Origin of the sequence: Methylocystis sp. B8 (genome assembly GCF_005771425.1) — a bacterium.
Taxonomy (GTDB): Bacteria; Pseudomonadota; Alphaproteobacteria; order Rhizobiales; family Beijerinckiaceae; genus Methylocystis.
The window spans coordinates 702,539-722,499 of record NZ_VBTZ01000001.1 but is presented as its reverse complement, the minus strand read 5'-3'; the positions used below and the strand labels follow the sequence as shown (position 1 = coordinate 722,499).

Below are 19,961 nucleotides of genomic sequence, written 5' to 3'. Positions count from 1 at the left end.
TCAGGTCCGATGTGCGCCGATCATACCGCCGCTCAAAGTTGCTCCGACGCAGAAATCTATGCGGACCTTGTCGAAACGCTTTTTGACACCTCCGAAACGCTCATTATGGGCATCCTTGCCGGCTTGCTGGCTCCCATGGTGGCTTGGCTCTCCACGGGAGAGTCAGTCTATTTGGTATTAGTGTTGTGTATGTCTTTGATCGGAGCCTATCGCTTACGCCTCCTCTTCATGCACAACCGCACGCCCGTTAGCCTTCGGCGCCATCAGGCTCGCGAGTGGGAGCGTCACTACGCATTTGGCGCAATCTCATTCATGGCGCTGCTCGGCCTTTCTGCCGCTATTCTATTTCACCAACACCACAATCAAATGATTGCGTATTACGGCGTAATAATAATGACTGGCGTTACTGGCGTTCTCGCGAGTCGCAATGCGGCGCGGCCCAACATCGTTTTCTGGCAAGTTCTTGGAACCACCATGCCGCTGGCCATCACCGTGTTATGGAGTTTTTCCACTTGGTACTGGGGTCTCTCGGCATTTTTGGTGCTGGGTTCCCTCGCGGTGATTAAGACAACGAAATTTCTGCACGGCCATCTGGAATCGGCGCTGCGCAACGGTTTGGACGCCTCACGCCAGCGACAGAAATTCAGTCTGGCTCTGAACTCCATGACGCACGGCCTGTGCATGGGCGACGCCGACCTGTCCGTCACAGTCGTAAATCGGCGCCTGATCGATTTCTTCGGCATTGTGGCGGCGACGACGCCGATCAGTCTCGAAGCGCTTGCGCATGCAATCGGCCGGAGCGCCGATCTGTCGTCGCAGGAAAGCGAAATCTTTATTGAGCAGTGGAAGCGACGCGTCGCAATGCCGCATGCGAATGTCTTCACGCATAAGCTCGGCGAGCGCTTCTTCGAATTCCATTGCGAGCGAGCCGAAGCGGGATCCTTCATCACCGTGATCGAGGACGTGACGATTCAAAAGCGCGCGCTTCGCGAGATTGAGCGCATGGCGCATTTCGACGACCTGACGAATTTGCCAAATCGCTATCAGTTCCAGGAAACGCTTGAAGAAGAGATGCTTCAACTCAAGCAAAGCGGATTTCACGCCGTGCTGCTGAACATCGACCTCGATCGATTCAAAGAGGTCAATGACACGCTGGGTCACTCCATCGGAGACCAGCTGCTGTCGGTCGTCGGCGCGCGTCTCGCCGCCTGCGTGCCACATCCGCATGTTGTGGCAAGGCTCGGCGGCGACGAGTTCTGCGTGCTGCTGCGCGCCGGCAACAAACTTCCTGACGTCGATGCGCTGGCCGCGACCATACTAGCCGAGATGCATCGCACCTATATCGTCGAAAACCATGTCATTAACATCGGCGCAAGCATCGGCATAGCGGCGGCGCCCAAGGATTCAGAGACCTCTGGTGGCCTGCTCAAATGCAGCGATCTCGCGCTTTACCGCTCAAAAGCCGGGGGGCGCGGCAAGGCGATCTGGTATTCCCAGGAGATGCAGGACGCGCTGACCAGAAAGCGCGAGATCGACACTGAACTGCGTCACGCCTTTCTCGCGAATGAACTCGTCGTCTACTATCAGCCGGTCGTCGATTCCCGAACGGCGACCATCGTTTCCCTGGAGGCGCTGTTACGATGGCGCCATCCGATCCGAGGCATGATTTCGCCGAGCGAATTCATTCCGGTGGCTGAAGAGACCGGCATGATTATCGAAATCGGCGCCTGGGTGCTTCGGCAGGCATGCAAGGACGCCAAATCCTGGCCTTCAAACGTCCGCGTTGCAGTTAATATCGCGCCAAGACAATTTCAGCAGAAGGAACTTGCTGAACTGGTCGCAGAGACGCTCCGCGATTCAGGATTGGAGCCCGATCGGTTGGAGCTCGAAATCACCGAAACGACGCTCATGGAATCCGACGACGTCGAAGGCAAACTTCGCGAGATCGAGGCGCTCGGCGTTCGTCTCTCACTCGATGATTTTGGAACCGGCTATAGCAGCCTCGGCTATCTCAATCGTTTCCCAGTCAAGAAGGTCAAGATTGATCGCTCCTTCGCGCGACAGGCGATTGAGTCGCCGAAAACGCAAGCGATCGTGTCGGCGATTTCCGCGCTCGCGCAAGATCTCTCTATCGATCTCGTCGCCGAAGGCGTAGAGACCGATGCTCAACTCGCCTTCATGGCGAGCAAAAATATTTTCCTCATTCAGGGCTATCTCTACACGCGACCGCGGCCAATCGAGGAGCTTAAACCGCTCCTCGCTTATTGGCGCGATGCGCCGCGCCTCGTCAGCGCGGCGTGAGGCATGCAGAGCTCAGTTGCGCTCGAGCGCCGCTAGGCTCCGTCTATCAACCAAAGGTTGCACCATACGCTGCGCGCGGAAAATCGCGTGCGATGCATTATAGCGCCGGCCGAATTGCGCCAAGTAATTTTCAATTGCGGCGACTCCCGGCTGCGGCTCGACGACGTCTCGGACGATCAGTAGATCATGCGCCTCTTCCGCGGTGAGCGTCGTATTGCTCTCCATGAGACGCTCGGCCTTGACGAACCCCAATGTCCGACCGACTGCGGCGTAAAGGCCCAGGAGGTCTGACGGATCTCCCGAGAACGAGAAATGCGCCGTCTTTTCCGCCACGAGCGCCGAGCAATGCATGGCGAAATCGAAGTCGGAGCCGCTCATCAGGCCGCGGGCCCAAGCCAGCGTGATGACCGGCGTGTCGACGATCAGCTCAGAATTCAGGGCGGCGACCTCTCCGAAGCCGTCCGCCGGCTTTGGCGCCTCGCGCGTCCCATGCGCGAAATCGTAGACGAGGTACCGAAGCTCCTTTAGTTCGCTTCGCTCGATTGACGACAAGATATCAGTAATCGTCTTGGTGGTTGGCGCGTCAAAACCTGGTCGAGTCTTGCGCAATACTAGAGCCTTGTGATCCTTCAACCATACGGTCGAGAGCCCGTCGCCGGCCCCAGAAAGTTCAGCTTGGTCGCGAAGATAAGGGAAGTTCAACATGTCCGTCCCGCCATTTGTTTGTGGAGGTGGGACAAAGTTAAATGAAATTTTAAGACCGCCAACCCGGTAGCTAACGATTGCTTAATCGTCGCGCCGCGATTTTTTATAAGGCAATGATAATTAGTTCATTTCAGCACTTTCAACCCGAGCGAAAAAATTTGTCGTCACGCGACAAGAGCATTCATCGTCTGGCGACGGGATTGTACAATTGCCGGGCCTTGCTACTTTTTCTAGAGCGTGTGGCCGATGGTCGCGGGACAAGGGCCGCGGTCCTGATTTATATTAACTCAAGCTCTGCTGGAAGCCCAGAGCCGGTCGTCGAAGCTCGCTTTCGCATTGAGAGTATGCGAGACATAGCTGCGTCGGAACCGGACCCGAACGCCCACAAGATCGCTTAGTCAGAGCGGCTGGTCCAAAAGGGAGAGAACCAGATGATCATTCGATTTTTGGCCGCAGTGCTGGTGGCGGCGGCCGGCTGGGTCACGCAAGCGCACGCCCATGGCGACGTCGGCGTCAATCAGGGCCAGTGCTTGATGAAAATCGGCCCGGACACGATGACGTTCACCGGTTATCAGCCCCAAAAGTCGCGCGAGCAGTTTTGCGACGATATTCCCGACGCCGGCCCCACCATCATCACGCTCGACGCGCAACAGGACGAGTTGCGCGACATGAACCTCGAGATGCGCGTTATCCGCGACATTGGTCAGAAGGACGATAACGAGAATGTCGAGGCCAATACTGAGTATTACTCGCCACCCAAGAAGTATAAAACCGGCACGCTTACTTTCGAGCACGTCTTTCCGCAGGAAGGCAAGTTCATTGGCCTCGTTAAGGCGAAGAGCGATGACGGCACGAAGGAATATATTGCGCGCTTCCCCTTTTCGGTTGGTCTGACACAGTCCAGGGAAATAACGATCGCGGTGTTCTTCGCGGCTCTGGCGGCCGTCGGCTTCGGCCTCTGGTACAAGAAGCAGTTCATGGACAAGAAGCCGAAGGCTTAAGCTCACTTCAGCTCAAAGGCTCAATTCGACCGTCGCGTAGGGTTACGCGGCGGTCCATCTGTTTCGCGAGCTCAAGATTATGAGTCGCGATGAGCGCAGCGAGTCCGGTGCTGCGCGCAAGCGCCAACAAAGTTCCGAAAACATGCTCCGCCGTGCGCGGATCGAGATTGCCGGTCGGCTCATCGGCGAGCAGCAGATGCGGCGCGTTGGCGACCGCGCGCGCGATCGCCACGCGCTGCTGTTCGCCGCCGGAAAGCTCTGAAGGTCGGTGCGACGCGCGCGGCCCGAGCCGCAAGTAATCCAGCAGTTGCTGCGCCCTTAAGCGCGCTTCGTTCCTGTTGAGGCCATTGATCATTTGCGGCAGCGCCACATTCTCGAGCGCCGAGAACTCTGGCAGCAGATGATGGAACTGGTAGATAAAGCCGATGGTCGCGCGCCGCAGCCGCGTCCGCTCAGCGTCCGACATGCGCGACGTCGGCGCATTCTTGATCAGCACTTCGCCGCCGTCCTGACGCTCCAACAGCCCGGCGATATGAAGCAGCGTCGACTTTCCGGCGCCCGACGGCGCGATCAGCGCAACCGTCTCGCCGGGGTAGATCGACAAATTGACCTCGAGGAGGATGTCGAGCCGCGCCTCACCCTCGCGATAGTGGCGTGCAATGTTTCGCAGTTCGAGAACGGCCGCATTCATCGCGATTACTCGTGCCGCAGCGCTTCGATCGGATCGAGCGAAGCGGCTTTCCAAGCTGGATAGATCGAGGCGAGAATGGCGAGCGCCAGAGTCATCGCCACGATCGCCGTCACCTCACGCGGGTCGACGATCGCGGGAAGCCGCGAGAGAAAGTAGAACTCAGCAGGAAAGAGATTCGCGTCGAAGAGCTTGTTGACCCAAACACGAATGGCGTCGAGATTTTTTGCCAGCGCCAAACCAAGCGCAAATCCGGCCAGCGTGCCGACAACGCCAATCGAGGCGCCGATGATCAGGAAGACGCGAAGCACTGCGCCTCGCGTCGCGCCCATGGTGCGCAATATGGCGATGTCCTGAGTTTTATCCTTCACGAGCATCGTCAGGCCGGAGATGATGTTGAAGGCCGCAACCACGACGATCAGCGCCAAAATGATGAAGAGGATGTTTTTCTCGACCTGCAGCGTGTCGAAAAAAGTCTTGTTACGCTGGCGCCAGTCGGTGACGATGAGCGGCCGCTCAATCGCCTTTTCGACGTTGATGCGGAAATCATCCATCTTTTCGGGGTCTGAGACAAAAGCTTCGACGACGGTCGCTTCATTGTCCTTATTGAAAAAGAGCTGCGCCTCGGAGAGCGGCATATAGACGAAGACATTATCGAACTCGGACATGCCGATCGAGAAGATGGCGACGACCTTGTAGGCCTTGATCCGCGGCGCGACGCCGAACGGCGTCTGCACGCCCTTGGCGACAAGCAGACTAACCGGGTCGCCGACGCCGACGCCCAGCGTTTCGGCCAGACGCTGGCCGATGGCGACGCCGCCCGCCTTGTCGAATCCCGCAAGCGCGCCGCTTTTGACGTTGTTCGCCACGCCGGGCAGCCGCGTCAGGTCTTTCTCGCGCACGCCGCGCACAAGCACGCCCGATTGGCCGAACTGAGTCGATATGCCGGCCGCGCCTTCGACCATGGGAATTGCGAGCCGAACGCCCGGCAGCTTCGCGGTCTTTGCGGACACCTGATCCCAATCGGTGAAAGGAGTTTCCACCGCTTGAAGAAAGGCGTGGCCATTGACGCCGATGATCTTGTCCATCAGCTCGCGATGAAATCCGTTCATCACCGAGGTGACGACGATGAGAGTCGCGACGCCGAGCATGATGCCGAGAAAAGAAAAGCCGGCGATGACCGACACGAAGCCGTCAGCGCGACGGGCGCGCAAGTAACGTAGCGCCACCGTCCGCTCGAAAGCGGAAAAAGCGCCGGCGCTCCTCGCCGGCCGCGCCGCATCGGTCATGCCTGCTCCGGTCTTATGGCTGCAACAATGCGGGTGACAGCGTCCTGCGGCGCAAGCAGTTCGCGCTCTCCGGTGCGGCGCTGCTTCACCTCCACCCTCCCCTCGGCGAGGCCTTTTGGTCCGACTAGAACCTGCCAGGGCAGGCCGATGAGATCGAGCGTCGCGAATTTCGCGCCCGGGCGTTCGTCGCGGTCGTCATGCAGAACGTCCAGTCCCGCGTTCTCGAGCTGCTCGACGAGCTCGGCGCAGACCTTGCCGGTCGCCTGATCGCCGACTTTCAGATCGGCGACGCCGACATGGAAGGGCGCGACCGACTCGGGCCAGATGACGCCGTCATCGTCGTGGCTCGCCTCGATGATGGCGGCGGCGAGGCGCGACGGCCCAATGCCATAGGAGCCCATTTGCACGACGACCTCCTTGCCGTCCGGACCGTTGACCACGGCCTTCATTGGCTCGGAATATTTGGTCCCGAAGTAGAAAATATGGCCGACTTCGATGCCGCGAGCCGCGAGCCGCGCTTCCTCGGGGACGGCGGCGAAAGCAGCCGCGTCATGCATCTCGCTCGTCGCCGCGTAACGGCTGGTCCATTTGTCCACGACCGCCTGCAGCCCCGCCGCATCGTCGAAATCGGTGGACGCTGGCGGCGGCGCGAAAGAGAGGAAATCTTTGTGGCAGAAAACCTCGCTCTCGCCTGTTGAAGCGAGAATGATGAACTCATGGCTGTTGCCGCCGATCGGACCGGATTCCGCCTCCATCGGAATGGCGGTCAGGCCCATGCGCGCGAAGGTGCGCAGATAGGCGACGAACATCTTGTTATAGGAGTGGCGGCCGGCTTCCGGCGTGAGATCGAAGGAATAGGCGTCCTTCATCAAGAACTCGCGTGAGCGCATGACGCCGAAACGCGGCCGCACCTCATCCCTGAACTTCCATTGGATATGAAAGAGATTGAGCGGCAGATCCTTGTATGAGCGCACATAGGCCCGGAAGATCTCGGTGATCATCTCCTCATTGGTGGGGCCGTAGAGCATCTCCCGCTCATGGCGGTCGGCGATGCGCAGCATTTCCTTGCCATAGGCGTCATAGCGGCCCGACTCGCGCCACAGATCGGCGGGCTGGATGGTCGGCATCAGACATTCGATGGCGCCGGCGCGGGTCTGCTCCTCGCGGATGATCGCGTTGATCTTGTTCAGCACGCGCAGCCCGAGCGGGAGCCAGGCGTAAATGCCAGCCGTCTCCTGTCGGATCATGCCCGCCCGCAGCATCAGCCGATGCGAGACGATCTCCGCCTCTTTCGGCGTCTCGCGAATAATGGGCAGGAAATAGCGGGAAAGTCGCATGTCGGGTCCAGTTGGCGAATCGGAGAACGGCGAGCATAGCCCGTCCGCCGCGAGAAAACGGCGCGGGCGGCGCTGTTGAACCCCGGCGCGGCCGAAAACGCAAGCCAAAGGCGCCTTTCCTTTTCGGCGGACCGCGCCCATTTCGGGAGATGAACTCTTGAGGAGGCCGGCAATGGGTCAGGCTGCAGCCAGACATCCCTGGGGGAGCGTCCGCGACAACCCCGAACTCAATCGCTTCGAACTCGACGTCGATGGCGATACGGCGGTCGCCTATTACCGCATCGACAACGGCGTGATGGTCTTCACCTCGACTCAGACGCCGCCAAGACTGCGCGGCCAGGGCGTCGCGTCGGAGCTCATTCGCAACGCCCTCGAGTTCGCGCGCGCCCGCGGACTAAAGGTCCAGGCCGACTGCTCCTTCGTCGCGGACTATGTGCAAAAACATCCGGAGTTCCAGGACTTGGTCCCGTAAGCCCATCTTACGAAACCGGTCGGGCCGAGCGGAGGACGATAGCGAGCGTTTACAAACGATCCGAGAAAGCTTCGCGAAGCGCCTTTTCGACTGTAACCGCGCTGAATGGCTTCGAAAGCTTCGGGGTCAGCGCAAAACGTTCGGGCAGCATCTTGACATCGTAGCCGGTCGCAAAAATCACCGCAACGTCCGCCGCCAATAGACCGTCGGCCAAAAAGTACGTATTCGCGCCGTCCAGATTCACATCCAAAATTGCGCCGTCAAGCTTATTGGATTCAGCAAGAGCCACGCCTTCGTCGAGTCGTCCCGCCGGACCGATCACGGCGCCGCCCAGCTCCTCAACCATCATGCTGAGATCGAGCGCCATAACGAAGTTATCCTCCACGATTAAGATGCGAAGACCTTTTAGGAGCTCATCCATCATGCTTCACCGTGTTTGCGGGCGGCAAAGGAAATTCAAGTCGATAATCGGCGCCGTCTGGGGCAAAGGTAAGCCGCGCGCTCCCGCCAAGCATGTAAGCCAAGCTTCTCTCGATGACCTCAGCGCCAAACCCTCGGACAGGGGCAACGTCATCGACCTTTACGCCATGTTCTCGCCAACCAAACTTCAAATGCTGGCCCACTGTCGTTCGATCTAGGCGCCAACTGATGTCAATCCGTCCCTTTACGGCTTTGAGAGCGCCGTATTTGGCCGCATTTGTCGTCAATTCGTGAACCGTCATCCCCATGGCCTGTGCGTCACGGGGCGAAAGAGCGACCGCCGGCCCGTCAACCGCACAATTTAATCCCAGTTCCGCGCCGCCAGCCTCCAGCTCACTGACCACAATCTCCCGAAGCTGAACGGCTCCGGACGGCGCAGTCAGCAACAGGTCTTGCGTCCTTGCGAGCGCATCCAGTCGCCCGTCAAATGCTTCCATGAACTCATCTAAGCTACGGTGGCGCTTTCGCGTCTGCCTCGCCATAGAACGCACTTTACCGAGTATGTTTTTGACACGATGCTGCAGTTCGCCCATCAAGGCTTTCTGGCGCACCTCATTGTGGCGCTCCTCGGTAACATCGCGAATGGCGAGAAGAATGAGATTTAAATGATCCAGTCGGCGAGCGTTAAGCAGCATCGTTCGGCGACCGATTATTTCGAAGTCATGTTCGATTTCGTAGTCGTCGAAACTGTTCTGCTCTGGCAGAATTCGCTCCAATAGGGTGCGCAATTTAGCAATGTTCCATTGGCCGTTACCGAGCTCCCAGACAAAAACGCCTTCGGTTTCTTTCTTAGAAACGACGAAATGATCGTAAAAACTCTGGTTGGCATAGTGGACACGCAAATCCCAACCCAAGACCAATATGCTCTCTCGAATACTGTCGATGAGTTTCTCGGCGAAATCCCGTTCGCCTTCCACTTCGAAGCGTAGACGCTCTCTCTCTGTGATGTCGTTAATGGTAAGGAGGATGGCGTCCTCCTCGCCCTCGCGGCGCATCCGATTGGCGTTGAGTAGCATGACTCGCTCGCCGATGGATTGAAATTCATGCTCCACGCGGAACTCGGTGACCTTCGAATCCTTCTTCAAAACCTCGCCAAGCAGGCGTCGCAACGAAGCGATATTCCACTGGCCATCGCCGAGTGAAAGGATCATATGATCAAGAGTTTCGGCAGGCTCTACCTTGAAATGGCGATAGAAGGCGGGATTGGCCGCCACGACTCGCAGCCCCCCATCCAGGACCAAAAGCGGTTCAACGATGGTTTCGACAATCGCAGACGTCAGCGAATGTTCGCTCAACACATCTGTCGCTGCGGGCGAGACAGCCGCTGGTCGATGGGCATGTCCCGGCTTAGCCATGAGACGCCGCCGAGTTGGCTGGCTGTTTTGTTCCGCAACCCTCAAGCATAGCTGTTCCAGCTGAAGGCGAACAACCTTATCTGGATAGGGCAGAGTTCGCCAAAATCAATTCTGATTTTATTGCGATATGCGGCATTATCGTCGTGGCGCTGCAGCAAGGCAGATGCATTTGCGCCGCGTGGATGCCCGGCTCAAGGCCGGGCATGACGCGACGGAAACGCTGCGCATTGGTTAGTTCCATGAGCGTCTGTCCTCGTTGTGACGGCCGATTAGCCGTCATGGCCCGGCTTGTCCAGGCCATCCACGCCTGGACAATGCCGCCCTAGGCTTCAACCTCGGCTGCGAGCTCCAGCCACTGTTCTTCAGCGGCCGCGAGCGCCTGCGCCAATTCCTCGCGCTGCGACGCAAGCCGCACCGCCTCCTGCGGATTACGCGCAAAGGCGTCCGGCTCGGCGAGCGCCTCGTCGACGCGGGCGAGAAGCTGCGTGAATTTCTCGACGCGCTCCTCGGCGGCGGCAAGCTTACGCCGTGTCTGCGCAGCGTCGCGGCGCTTTGGCGCCTCTTGCTTTGGTCTCTCCTGCGCCACTGCGGGCGCGCCTTTCGGTTCTTCGTCGCGCGACTTTGAGAGCACCAGCCGCGCATAATCGTCCATATCGCCGTCGAACGCGCGCACCGTTCCGTCGTCCACGAGCCACAGCCGATCGGCGCAGGCTTCGAGCAGATAGCGGTCATGCGAGACCAGAATGACGGCGCCTTCGTAATCGTTGATCGCCTCGATCAGCGCGGCGCGGCTGTCGATGTCGAGATGGTTCGTCGGTTCGTCGAGAATCAAAAGATGCGGCGCGTTGAAGGCGGCGACGCCGAGCAGCAGGCGCGCCTTCTCGCCTCCCGAAAGATTGGCGATCGGCGTATCGGCGCGCGCGCCGGAAAATCCCGTCTGCGCCGCGCGCGCGCGAATGCGCGCTTCGACTGCGCCCGGCATCAGCCGCGCAAAGACGGCGTATGGCGTCTCGCTCTCGTTCAGCTCGTCGATCTGATGCTGCGCGAAAAATCCCGCCTCCAACTTCGGCGCGCGGACCATCTCGCCCGCGCAAGGCGCAAGACGTCCCGCAAGCAATTTGGCGAAAGTCGATTTGCCATTGCCATTGGCGCCGAGCAGGCCGATGCGATCGTCGTTCGAGATCGACAAAGAGAGCCGCGACAGCACCACGTGATCGCCATAGCCGACCGCCACTCTCTCCAGCGCGATGATCGGCGGCGACAGCGGCTTGTCGGGCGATGGAAGATGAATCGGCAGGATCGAATCGTCGACGATCGCCGCGACGGGCTCCATTTTGGCGAGAAGCTTTAGGCGCGACTGCGCCTGACGCGCCTTCGTCGCCTTGGCGCGGAAGCGATCGACAAAAGCCAGCAAATGCTTGCGCTGCTCTTCCTGCTTCTTGGCGCCTTTGGCGGCGAGAAGCTGCGCCTCACGCCGCTGTTTCTCGAAAGAAGAGTAATCGCCCTTATAGAGCGTCAGCCTGCCGCGCTCGAGATGCAGAATGTGAGTCGCGACGTCGTCGAGCAGATCGCGGTCATGGCTGATGACGATCACGCTCGCCGGATAGCGCGACAAATAATCGACGAGCCACAGCGTCCCTTCGAGATCGAGATAGTTGGTCGGCTCGTCGAGAAGCAGCAGGTCGGGCTGGGAGAACAGCACCGCCGCGAGCGCGACGCGCATGCGCCAGCCGCCGGAAAATTCCGACAATGGGCGTCGCTGCGCCGCCGCGTCGAAGCCGAGCCCATGCAGAATGGCGGCGGCGCGGGCGGGCGCCGAATGCGCGTCGATGTCAGCGAGACGCGTCTGGATTTCGGCGATGTCATGGGGATCATGCGCGGCCTCGGCGCGCGCCAGCAATTCGGCGCGCTCGGCGTCAGCCGCCAGCACGAATTCGATGAGCGCCGTCGGACCGCCCGGCGCCTCCTGCTCGACGCGTCCGAGCCTTGTGCGCGCTGGCAGCGAAATGGCCCCGCTTTCGGGAGCGATTTCTCGGCTGATCAACCGAAACAGCGTCGTTTTACCCGCGCCGTTGCGGCCGACGAAGCCCGCGCGCGATCGTCCGGGGAGAAAAACCCCGGCATGGTCGAAGAGCAGCCGGTCGCCGAGCCGGTAGACAAGATCGTTGATCGTGAGCATCGCCGCGATGCTTTAGGGCCTCGCCGGAGGGCGCGCAAACTGAGGGCGCAAACGAGACGTCGCGCGGCGATGTGGCGCCACCGCCGGCCTTGTCTTGCGCGGTCCGCGCCTCTATACACGCCCTCGCGCCGCCGCGAGCCGGCCGCGCGACCCGCGCCCATCGTCTAGAGGCCTAGGACGTCGCCCTTTCACGGCGAAAACAGGGGTTCGAATCCCCTTGGGCGCGCCATTTGCGTATAAAACTGCGAACACCCTTGCCGATTTGTTCTCCGGCGATGACGGCCTGTTCGAGGCTGGCTTTGGAGCCGTGGATGCGGATGACTTTGTCGTCGACCTCGATGACGCCAACGATCGAACGTAGATAGGCCTTCCGGAATGTGGTCTCGCCGGTCGTTATCCGCTCCCGCATGAAAGCGCCAAAGCGCTCGACTTGATCCGGCTCCAACGTGATCTCCGGCGCAAGCTGAACCTTGATGCGTTCGAGAGCCGCTCTGGCGCGGTCGCGGTCAGACTTGAGTGCTGCGAGCCGCTCAGCCAGCGTCGCGTCGATATTCGTGACGCCATCCTCGACCAATTTGTAGAGCCGGCGTAGCTTTTCGTCGGCCTGTGCGATCTCCTGGTGCAGGATGCGCGCCCGCTTCTGGACTTCAGCGTCGCTCGATGCCCGCTTTTGGGCCAGCGACGTCAGAAGGCCCGCCAAACGATTTGGGCCAAGCAGCCTATCGGCAAGATGGGTTGTGACCAGCCCGTCGAGTCGGTCCATGGCGATGGATCGGCCTTTACAGCCCGTCTTGCCAACCCGGACGGCCGTCGAGCACGAATAGTAGCGATGCACTTTGCCGGATTTCGAGGTGCCGGTGCGTAGCGTCATCGCCCCGCCGCATGTCGCGCAACGCGCCAGGCCCGTGAGAAGGATCGGCCCCGTGACAACGCGCGGCGGCAGGATGCGGGGATCGCGCGCTTTCAGGCTCGTCTGAGCCCTGTCGAAAACTTCCTGTTCGATGATTGCGGGAGCCGCAACTTCGATGATCTCGCCAGCAGGCTTGGTCCTCCCGGTCTTGGCTTCGCGCTGATTGAAGCGCCAGCGCCCTGCGTAGACAGGGTTCGTCAAAATCTTGTGGACCGAAGCGACGCCGAAACGGGCGCCAAGCCGTGTCCGTAGCCCTCGCGCATTCAGCGCCTTGGTCACCTCCTTGACGCCCATCGGCCCTTTCCCGGCCTCGCCTTCGAGATACAGACGGTAGATCAGCCGCACCGTCTCGGCTTCGACAGGATCGATGACGAGCTTTTTCTTGGTGCGGTGGCCCCGCTTATCGACCTCGCTCAGACTATAGCCGAGCGGCAGGCGCGAGCCATTGTAGAAGCCTTGGCGGGCGTTCTCCTTCATGGCCCGCAACACATGCTTGCCGTTCTCGCGGCTCTGATATTCATCGAACAGCGCGATGACCTGCCGCATCATCACCTGCGCCGGATCGTCGCCAAGCTCCTGCGTGATGGAAACGAGTCGCACGTTGTGCTTGGCGAGTTTGCGGACATACATCTCCAGGCCGAACGCGTCGCGAAAGAAGCGCGAGAAGGAATGAACGACGATGGAGTCGATCGGATGATCGTCATCGCACGCGCGCTCGATCATGCGCTGAAACTCTGGCCGATTGTCGTCCATGGCTGAAGCGCCCGGTTCGACATATTCCGCGACGACGCGCCAGCTATGCCGCGCGCAATAAGTGCTGGTCTGCGCTTGCTGGTCAGGAATGGAAAGATCAACCTCCGCCTGCCGACTCGTCGAAACCCGCAAATAAAGCGCTGCGCGAATAAGTTCGGTCATGCGAGGCTCCCAAGGTCGATCTAGGCTTCAGTGGCGCGGCCGAAGGAAGGCGTCCAGTAAATCGCCAAGAAACATCTCCAGCACGTCGACCTCGGCGGCGGTGATCGGAACCTCGGCGGGCCAATCGTCGACGACGATTTGGTCAGTTGTGACTGCTTTCCTTAAGGCTGAATCATACCGCGTCGGCGCGCGAACGCCATCGTCATTTCCATCATCGACAGAGGCAATCCTGCGACGTTCGCGGCGCTGCTGAACCATGCCGGCAGGATGGCGACAAATATTTGCGGCGCGAAGGGCCCAATCCTTCGATACAGCACGCCGCGTATGCCAGCGCGAAAGAAGAAATCAAAGGAGGCGCTGGCGCACGCATATGGCGACGAGAAGCGGTCGGTATTTACATCCCAATTCCGATCCCGCGAGTCCGCGTAAAGTCCCACGAGATTCCTGAGTCGCGTACGACGCCGCTGATCTGCCGTCCGAGCCGATCGTCCATGACCGGCCGCCACGGAACAAGCGTGAACTCATAGGCGTTCTCGATGACGGCGTATTTACCGGAGATGAGGTTTGTCGTGCCGGTGAAGACGCCCGAGATGCGCTCCCCCTCCGCTTTCATTTTGAAGGGGGCGTGCTTATTCGCCGCCATGGATTTCCCGACGCGCTCGATCTCGCTCCGCTCCAGTCGACTGACCAAGTCCCCCGGCGCGCGAATGACGTTATCCGGCGTGCGCCTGGCATGACCCATTTCGACGAGTGTCTCTCTGCGTTGTTTCATCGCCCGATCGACTTCGGCGCCAAATCCGGCGCGCACGATTGGCGCACGATTGGACGATGTCATCTCCCGGTCGAGCCAGGTGGCGCCGTTGGCGTCGATCTGCGATTCGAGGTCGAGAGTGGAAAGCACGCGCAGCATGACCCGTCCGCGCCGCTGAGCGTCATAGTCTGCGGCGCCCGCCTCGAAGTCGGCCGAAAGACGCCAATGGTCGGCGTCGATCCGTTCCACGATCCCCGCCCGGCGCAACGCCTCCAGTCGCCGCACATGGCTATCGACATAGGCGTCATAGTCGCCGCCAGGAACGCGCACCCGGCTTGCCTCAGCGATGGCGCGGTGAATGCTTGGGCGATACTCGCCTGACGTGCCGGCGAGCTGTGCGATGTTGCGGTCGGCCGGTCGCGGTCCGGCCGGCGCAGGGGCGATCTCCACGATTGCTCCAATGGACGCTTCCTCTGCGGCGCTCGCCATTGCCTCAGAGCCGAGCATGACATGATGGATGCGCCCGTCGACGCCGTCGACGACGAGGCCCAGCTGCTCGTCGAGTTCGTCGGTCAGCCGCTTGTCGATGACCCGGCCTGTGATCCGGGTTTTGGCTTCCTCGCCGTGAAGGGAATAGCTTTCGAGCGCGCGCTCTTCGCCCCACGCCTTCAGCGCCCGGTTGATCGCCTTGACGATGTCGCCGCGCTCGCCGAGTTCGCGCAGCGTCGGCTCCAACTGGTCGGACAGTGTCCAGACGCCCGGCTCACTCTCCGTGGCGAGGCCGTAGCGCGCGAGAGTCTGTAATCTGCCGATGCGCAAGGTTCGATCGAAGTCAGCGCGGACCTGGCCCGTCTCGGGCCTCAGGTCGAGCCTTCCCACGCCGGCCTCGGCGAGCATCGCCCGGTCAATCCGGGTGAAGCGCTCGGCGGCGATCTCCGCGGTGAGTTTCGATCGCAGTTCGAGGTCGGTCTCCGGCCCCAATTCGAGCGTGAGCAGCTCCTGGGCGCGCTGTCTGATCCCGTCCGTGATGTAGTCCTGGGCGATGATCAAATCCTTGCCGGTATCATCCTTGCCCCGGACGATGACATGGCTATGCGGATGGCCAGTGTTGAAGTGATCGACGCCGACCCAGTCGAGCTTCGTTCCGAGGTCCTCCTCCATCTGCTTCATCATATCGCGGGTGAAGGCGCGAAGGTCGGAAAGCTGATCGCCGTCTTCGGGCGCGACGATGAATCGGAACAGATGCCGATCCTCGCGCCCGCGCTCCAGAAACGCGCGACCATCCGCCGCGTCAGTTTCCGCTCCGCAAAGCCTCCCTTTCTCTCTTTGCCGGTCGGTTCCGTCCCGCAGCAAGTAACGCAGATGCGCGTCAGCGCCCTTGCTTCCGAGTTTCAAACGGACGATCCGAGCCTTCACGACGACCCGGCGCATCCGCTCGCTCGGCCCACGCCTTTCCGCTACCAGCTTCAATCGATCGGCCGCCGACTGTCCCCGACCGATGCGGCAGCATCTCCCTTTCCGGCTTCGACCCGACGCGCCATCACGCCGCCGATCGGATCGGCCACCGCGCTTCGGCGACGGCCCGATCCCGGCGCCCTTCGCTTTCGTCACGGCCTTCATCACTTGCGCAACGAAAGAGCGAGGTCGCCGCGAGGCGACGCCGCCTCGATCACGAATTTTTCCGGCTCGGAGTCGAAGGTCAGAAGTGTGGTCGCTGCCCATGCGCAAGAGCTTGCGCCGGCGCGACTGCAAAACAAGCGCAAATCCGCGCAGCTCGCATCATGGCGTTGAAAAAGAAATGAAACGCGGAAAGACGCACACTGTGAAGAATCGCTTCACACGAAGATAACAATGTGCAGACAAAACCTTACACGCAATCGGCACGATTGCTTTAATCTTGCCCTCTTAATCGGGCGCATTTTCGTGGACTTCTTCGACATCGTCGTCTCTCCGATCTTGCACGATAGTCTTCTCTAAACTTTTCAGCAGCAAGCAGCTCTTTGACAGGCAAGAGTTCTGGCGCGCCGTGCGCTCTTCCGCGCTCATCGACGGCCTGATTTTCGTCGCTCGGCTGCAACAGTCGAGCGACTCTGGATCCGTCTAGGCGCATATTGCCATCGGATTCACGGAGCAGCGTCACAGGCATTCCGGCGTGGTCCGGCTAAACGGCCACAAGCAACGTATGGCCTGCCCGACTGCAAGCGTTGTGTTCGAAGTGGACCTCACAATCTGCATCAACCGATCCGGCCTCGACGTACTTCGTCCGGCCAAGATGGAGAGTCGCGCGCCCGGTTCCTGATAAGATACTCGACCTTGGATTGGCCCTTGCCTGATGACAGGTTTACCGAACGCCGATCGATTGTCGGGCCACCTTTGTTTACGCCACCCGCAGACTTCTTGCAGTCGGAATGCAACTTGACGGCATTTCCGCTGACTCCCGAGAGCGGGTCTCATGCGGGATATGACGGCGACAAGCCTAAGCGCGGTACGATCGGCGCTGTCGAAACGCGTGTAGAACTATGTTGAGGCGATGCAGAGAGACTGACTCACCGCCGCGCCGTCCGGTCAACGCCCACGCGATCGTCAGAGCGAGGCCCCGCGCGAGCCTTCCCTGCGCACAGCAATAGTCACATTTTTACACGCGACGCATATAGAACTTTGCCGGCCGGCGACGTAACGGATAGTCGGGGCTGTCGTAAAGCGAGCGAATCTCGCGGCCAAAAAAGTGCTGTTGATCCACTTCCAGGGAGCAACTGGCCAAGGCCCTTGGCACAAGCTCCTCTACCGCAAAGCGGATGGCCTCTGACGCGCGCGCGAACCGCCGGAAGCTAAGCGATCTGTAATTTGCATTTGTCGCCTTGCAAAAAAAGAGGGCGGCTTCGGCTCTGTAGTCCTTCGCGTCCACGCTCGCCTCCAGAAGCTCTTAAGTTAATTGTCGTCCCGCCGGACGAGTTCGAGAGAGGATTCGATAGCGACCCTTTCCTGGCCATCGCTCTCTCTCTTCACCCGATACTGCAAACCGGCGCCGTCATCGGGAAGATGGCGCGTGATGTGGAACGAACCCATGCCAGTTGGCGCCCCGAACCTTTGGATCACGCGGACGCCGATCGGAAATTTATGCGCTGGCCGGGAAATGATGCGATGTGCTTGATGTCGCGCGCGCGCGGCATTTTCGTTGTCATTCGACACCTGGAAGCGCTCCTAGATTTTATCAGACGTAAACGGCTAGGCTGCCGCTCGCGCATCGTTCAGCGCCGACGTTTCGCTTCGGCTTCGCGCGCTTGGAGCTTCTCAACAGTCAGCCAAGACGATCCCTTGCCCGCAACCGCGCTCCCATCATGAGGTTTATCTTTCTTGGGTATTTTCACTTCGCGATTCCCGCGTCGTTGACCTTTTGCCACGTCTTGCCCCTCATATGGACGACTTCATGGTCGCTTGGGCAGCGATGCCCAAGCGCTTTGGCGGGAGTAGAATTCACGCGCTGACGAGGGGATCACTATGCGGATCAACCGCCAGGGGCGAAGCCCTGCTAGGCTGCGATTTGCAACTGGTCCGCCGAAGATTTGCCGCTACGTCCGTCGACGGCAATTTCGTAAGTGACCTTCTGACCTTCTGCGAGGCCGAGCAGCCCTGCGCGCTCAACCGCGCTGATGTGGACGAATACGTCCGGGCCGCCGGACTCAGGCTGAATGAAGCCAAACCCTTTTTGGCCGTTGAACCATTTTACTGTGCCGGTCTGCATGACATGTCCTTTCAAGAACAAGCTGACTGCGCTTTGACCATTGCAAAGCGCCTGTGGATCGAAGTTCTGGAGAGGAAGTCAGGAGCCGACGCGCAAAGAGAGAGCGAAAGCAAGATCGTTCGGCCAAATTTCGATAATGTATAGGTAGCGCATATTTGCAAAATTACAAGCGTCGCCTTGCAACCAAAACCGAACAACTGCGCCGAACAACAGTATGCAACCAACCTTTGATGTTTGATCCGTATACAAGATTACAGCCAACACTTCGATTGTTTTAAGATTCAAAATTACGACTGAACGCAAATTTGAGAATAATATTCGGAACTAACTTGCTTTGGCGCGTTGGAACGCCATCTGCCAAACAAACCCATTTCGCGACAAGGCGCCGCTTGCCGGCTTCGAGGAACTCTTTCGACCAGGAGTAATACAGGCTCTCGGCGATGCCTTCCCGCCGGCACAGCTCAGCGATGCTGTGTTCGCCGCGCAGACCATCGAGCACAATGCGTATCTTCTCTTCGGCCGAGTAATGCCGGCGTCGCGCGCCGGATGTCTCTCACAAGCCGTTCGGACGACGGTTTCAGGCTATCGGATTTCTGGCTCATCTTCACTCCCTGACGGTTACGATGAGCCAGAAATCCTCCGTTCAGCAATCCGCCCAGTTTGTCTCAAAGGCCCTGACGCCAGACATCACGATCCCGCCGGGCGATTGGATCGGCGCTATTCGTTACGGGTTGACGACGGAGAGTTGATGCCGATGGATATCAGAAGATCGCGTTGGCGCTATTCAGACCAATCGAGATGGTATTCAAGCGCGCGGAGTGCAGAGGCAGTGCGCGACAGTGGCTGAGCCTTCACTTCCTTAGAGAGGGGACAGGTCCTCGGTCTGAGGGGAAAGTCGGTCGCGTTTTCCGAGTGCAACTCGACGATGGCGGCGCAGCTCGCCATCGCTGCAGTCTAAAGAAAAGTCCGCTGCATCTTCAGCATGCGCATTCTTTGCCGCGCCAATTAAGCCTGCGAGCTGCTTCTTGAGAAGCGGTCCATAAATTTGGGCGCTGTTATAGCCTTCGCGGTCCAAGCGTCGTGTAAGGTCCGAAATGCGACTGCACTCTCCTGAACGGGCCAAATCAAAGGCGCGCTCAATCGCGGTTTTGTTCGCAAACATAATAATTGCCTTGTTTCGCGACCTCGCCAGTGGTTTCAACGTACCGTGGTAGCATTGCGGCATGGAATCGCCCGGATTGAAGCGGAGGACACATCACTCTGAATTTGGACTTCGCCGAGGCGAAATGGAGCTTGCGGGATTCTGATCGAGCGCGTCTAGCAAATCTAGCATCGCGGAGGGTAGCGGTTCTGCAACGACTGACGCGAAGTTCTTCCTCAACTGCTCCGCGATTTGCTTCAGGTGACGCTCACCCTCCAACTCGCGCTTCACCCCATTTTTTGTTTGCGGCGTCATTTAACGGCCCCTGGGAAAGGCCGCGACGGTTCCGCCAATATTGGAAGCGTTCACTGCCGTGCTGATGTAGGCCACTTCGTTCCCACCGCACAGAAACGAACAAGCAGTTGGAGTCAGTTTAGCTCGGCTTCAAACGGTAGATGGCATTGGCAGCAAAGGAGGCGCTTCTCGACGATGATGTCCAGCTTGGCTGTCCAGCGGAACTCTTGCGTTGTGGTTTAACTTCGCGCTTCCAGCTAAGTTGGTTGCACATATCCAGGACCGCGGCAAACACGAAATGGCGTCGAAATAGCCAGTGACGCCGAAACAGGAGAAAATGCTCTTCAAACCTAAGCATTATCCTCGACTCCGCGGTTCGACCCAAACCTGAACCACAAGTC

General features: G+C 59.6%; 16 protein-coding genes, 1 tRNA gene and 2 pseudogenes. 4 read left to right on the top strand and 15 right to left on the bottom strand.

Annotated features, from left to right (window positions below; genetic code table 11):
• Positions 1-9 precede the first annotated feature (9 nt).
• Positions 10-2,301, top strand: a complete 2,292-nt coding sequence (locus FEV16_RS03415; protein ID WP_138166167.1) for an EAL domain-containing protein — start codon at positions 10-12, stop codon at positions 2,299-2,301.
• 12 nt (positions 2,302-2,313) lie between these two features.
• Here the strand turns inward: FEV16_RS03415 and FEV16_RS03410 are convergent, their stop codons facing one another.
• Positions 2,314-3,006 carry an enoyl-CoA hydratase gene (locus FEV16_RS03410; protein WP_138166166.1) on the bottom strand — a complete coding sequence of 231 codons (693 nt, stop codon included), beginning with the start codon at positions 3,004-3,006 and terminating at the stop codon, positions 2,314-2,316.
• 431 nt (positions 3,007-3,437) lie between these two features.
• On the opposite strand from FEV16_RS03410, the gene FEV16_RS03405 reads away from it, so the two are divergent.
• A complete protein-coding gene (locus FEV16_RS03405; RefSeq protein WP_138166165.1) occupies positions 3,438-4,007 on the top strand; it encodes a hypothetical protein in 570 nt (189 codons plus the stop codon).
• 7 nt (positions 4,008-4,014) lie between these two features.
• Here FEV16_RS03405 and FEV16_RS03400 read toward each other — a convergent pair whose 3' ends face one another.
• Genes FEV16_RS03400 through proS form a run of 3 tightly spaced genes read right to left on the bottom strand, consistent with a single transcriptional unit; the run spans position 4,015 to position 7,321 of the window.
• Positions 4,015-4,698, bottom strand: coding sequence for an ABC transporter ATP-binding protein (locus FEV16_RS03400; RefSeq protein ID WP_138166164.1), 684 nt, complete (start codon positions 4,696-4,698; stop codon positions 4,015-4,017).
• Between the two features lie 5 nt (positions 4,699-4,703).
• The gene (locus tag FEV16_RS03395; RefSeq protein WP_138166163.1) at positions 4,704-5,984 is read right to left on the bottom strand and encodes a lipoprotein-releasing ABC transporter permease subunit; all 1,281 of its coding nucleotides are present in this window, start codon (positions 5,982-5,984) and stop codon (positions 4,704-4,706) included.
• Entirely contained in the window at positions 5,981-7,321 is a 1,341-nt protein-coding gene (gene proS, locus FEV16_RS03390; RefSeq protein ID WP_138166162.1) for a proline--tRNA ligase, read from the bottom strand. The genes FEV16_RS03395 and proS overlap by 4 nt, the downstream gene beginning before the upstream one ends.
• A 172-nt stretch (positions 7,322-7,493) precedes the next feature.
• Between proS and FEV16_RS03385 the strand changes: the two genes are divergently transcribed.
• Positions 7,494-7,793: a GNAT family N-acetyltransferase gene (locus tag FEV16_RS03385; protein WP_138166161.1), complete on the top strand. Its 300-nt coding sequence runs from the start codon at positions 7,494-7,496 to the stop codon at positions 7,791-7,793.
• A gap of 49 nt (positions 7,794-7,842) precedes the next feature.
• Here FEV16_RS03385 and FEV16_RS03380 read toward each other — a convergent pair whose 3' ends face one another.
• From FEV16_RS03380 to FEV16_RS03370, 3 genes are all read right to left on the bottom strand, one after another.
• Positions 7,843-8,160 (bottom strand): response regulator, encoded by a 318-nt coding sequence (locus FEV16_RS03380; protein WP_171015120.1) that lies wholly within the window; start codon positions 8,158-8,160, stop codon positions 7,843-7,845.
• Positions 8,161-8,206: 46 nt separating this feature from the next.
• The gene (locus FEV16_RS03375; protein ID WP_138166159.1) at positions 8,207-9,628 is read right to left on the bottom strand and encodes an HWE histidine kinase domain-containing protein; all 1,422 of its coding nucleotides are present in this window, start codon (positions 9,626-9,628) and stop codon (positions 8,207-8,209) included.
• Positions 9,629-9,950: 322 nt separating this feature from the next.
• Positions 9,951-11,807 (bottom strand): ABC-F family ATP-binding cassette domain-containing protein, encoded by a 1,857-nt coding sequence (locus FEV16_RS03370; protein WP_138166158.1) that lies wholly within the window; start codon positions 11,805-11,807, stop codon positions 9,951-9,953.
• A 153-nt stretch (positions 11,808-11,960) separates the two neighbouring features.
• On the opposite strand from FEV16_RS03370, the gene FEV16_RS03365 reads away from it, so the two are divergent.
• Positions 11,961-12,036, top strand: a tRNA-Glu gene (locus FEV16_RS03365).
• A 510-nt stretch (positions 12,037-12,546) separates the two neighbouring features.
• Here the strand turns inward: FEV16_RS03365 and FEV16_RS03360 are convergent.
• From FEV16_RS03360 to FEV16_RS03325, 8 genes and pseudogenes are all read right to left on the bottom strand, one after another.
• Positions 12,547-13,632: pseudogene (locus FEV16_RS03360) on the bottom strand (recombinase family protein); the annotation flags it as partial.
• A gap of 27 nt (positions 13,633-13,659) precedes the next feature.
• A complete protein-coding gene (locus tag FEV16_RS03355; protein ID WP_138166157.1) occupies positions 13,660-13,890 on the bottom strand; it encodes a hypothetical protein in 231 nt (76 codons plus the stop codon).
• Positions 13,891-14,026: 136 nt separating this feature from the next.
• A complete protein-coding gene (locus FEV16_RS03350; RefSeq protein ID WP_246657147.1) occupies positions 14,027-15,814 on the bottom strand; it encodes a DUF3363 domain-containing protein in 1,788 nt (595 codons plus the stop codon).
• A gap of 1,204 nt (positions 15,815-17,018) precedes the next feature.
• A complete protein-coding gene (locus FEV16_RS03345) occupies positions 17,019-17,288 on the bottom strand; it encodes a hypothetical protein (RefSeq protein WP_138166155.1) in 270 nt (89 codons plus the stop codon).
• A 23-nt stretch (positions 17,289-17,311) separates the two neighbouring features.
• A complete protein-coding gene (locus FEV16_RS17125; RefSeq protein WP_246657146.1) occupies positions 17,312-17,449 on the bottom strand; it encodes a hypothetical protein in 138 nt (45 codons plus the stop codon).
• A gap of 463 nt (positions 17,450-17,912) precedes the next feature.
• Entirely contained in the window at positions 17,913-18,125 is a 213-nt protein-coding gene (locus FEV16_RS03335) for a cold-shock protein (protein ID WP_138166153.1), read from the bottom strand.
• Between the two features lie 379 nt (positions 18,126-18,504).
• Positions 18,505-18,727 (bottom strand): annotated as a pseudogene (locus FEV16_RS03330) (transposase); the annotation flags it as partial.
• A gap of 257 nt (positions 18,728-18,984) precedes the next feature.
• Positions 18,985-19,287 carry a hypothetical protein gene (locus FEV16_RS03325; RefSeq protein ID WP_138166152.1) on the bottom strand — a complete coding sequence of 101 codons (303 nt, stop codon included), beginning with the start codon at positions 19,285-19,287 and terminating at the stop codon, positions 18,985-18,987.
• Positions 19,288-19,961: the final 674 nt, after the last annotated feature.

Excerpts from the sequence above, each read along its gene's own strand:
- FEV16_RS03380 (WP_171015120.1), bottom strand. The coding sequence starts at position 8,160 with ATGGCGCTCGATCTCAGCATGATGGTTGAGGAGCTGGGCGGCGCCGTG.
- FEV16_RS03410 (WP_138166166.1), bottom strand. The coding sequence starts at position 3,006 with ATGTTGAACTTCCCTTATCTTCGCGACCAAGCTGAACTTTCTGGGGCC.
- FEV16_RS03370 (WP_138166158.1), bottom strand. The coding sequence starts at position 11,807 with ATGCTCACGATCAACGATCTTGTCTACCGGCTCGGCGACCGGCTGCTC.
- proS (WP_138166162.1), bottom strand. The coding sequence starts at position 7,321 with ATGCGACTTTCCCGCTATTTCCTGCCCATTATTCGCGAGACGCCGAAA.
- FEV16_RS03350 (WP_246657147.1), bottom strand. The coding sequence starts at position 15,814 with ATGCGCCGGGTCGTCGTGAAGGCTCGGATCGTCCGTTTGAAACTCGGA.
- FEV16_RS17125 (WP_246657146.1), bottom strand. The coding sequence starts at position 17,449 with ATGGGTTCGTTCCACATCACGCGCCATCTTCCCGATGACGGCGCCGGT.
- FEV16_RS03335 (WP_138166153.1), bottom strand. The coding sequence starts at position 18,125 with ATGCAGACCGGCACAGTAAAATGGTTCAACGGCCAAAAAGGGTTTGGC.
- FEV16_RS03395 (WP_138166163.1), bottom strand. The coding sequence starts at position 5,984 with ATGACCGATGCGGCGCGGCCGGCGAGGAGCGCCGGCGCTTTTTCCGCT.
- FEV16_RS03355 (WP_138166157.1), bottom strand. The coding sequence starts at position 13,890 with ATGGTTCAGCAGCGCCGCGAACGTCGCAGGATTGCCTCTGTCGATGAT.
- FEV16_RS03385 (WP_138166161.1), top strand. The coding sequence starts at position 7,494 with ATGGGTCAGGCTGCAGCCAGACATCCCTGGGGGAGCGTCCGCGACAAC.
- FEV16_RS03325 (WP_138166152.1), bottom strand. The coding sequence starts at position 19,287 with ATGTTTGCGAACAAAACCGCGATTGAGCGCGCCTTTGATTTGGCCCGT.
- FEV16_RS03405 (WP_138166165.1), top strand. The coding sequence starts at position 3,438 with ATGATCATTCGATTTTTGGCCGCAGTGCTGGTGGCGGCGGCCGGCTGG.
- FEV16_RS03400 (WP_138166164.1), bottom strand. The coding sequence starts at position 4,698 with ATGAATGCGGCCGTTCTCGAACTGCGAAACATTGCACGCCACTATCGC.
- FEV16_RS03375 (WP_138166159.1), bottom strand. The coding sequence starts at position 9,628 with ATGGCTAAGCCGGGACATGCCCATCGACCAGCGGCTGTCTCGCCCGCA.
- FEV16_RS03415 (WP_138166167.1), top strand. The coding sequence starts at position 10 with ATGTGCGCCGATCATACCGCCGCTCAAAGTTGCTCCGACGCAGAAATC.